The 248-nt window shown below is 59.3% G+C and carries 1 protein-coding gene; it reads right to left on the reverse strand.

The genetic code is table 11. From position 1 onward, the window contains the following. Positions 1-248 (reverse strand): iron chelate uptake ABC transporter family permease subunit (locus FDX22_RS23895; RefSeq protein ID WP_146717887.1); only part of this gene is annotated, 248 nt, incomplete at both ends.

The following is a 248-nucleotide window of genomic DNA, read 5'->3' on the forward strand; positions in this document are numbered from 1 at the left end:
TGCGGTGAAAAGCCCCCGCGCCCGGCGGCAATTATAATAATAAGCAAGGTGGCTGCCGCCCCGAGGCTCCCGGCCGGCATCAGCCAGCCAAAGGCATTTCCGGGGACCAGAAATAGCATTAACACCACGCCAAATGCCGCCCCGGAACTAATGCCTAATACTTCCGGGCTGGCCATTGGGTTTCCGGTCAGACGCTGAATAATACAACCCGCCACAGCCAGCATTACGCCAGCCACCAGTGCAGCCAG

The organism is Citrobacter sp. TBCS-14 (genome assembly GCF_005280805.1).
Classification (GTDB): domain Bacteria; phylum Pseudomonadota; class Gammaproteobacteria; order Enterobacterales; family Enterobacteriaceae; genus Citrobacter; species Citrobacter gillenii.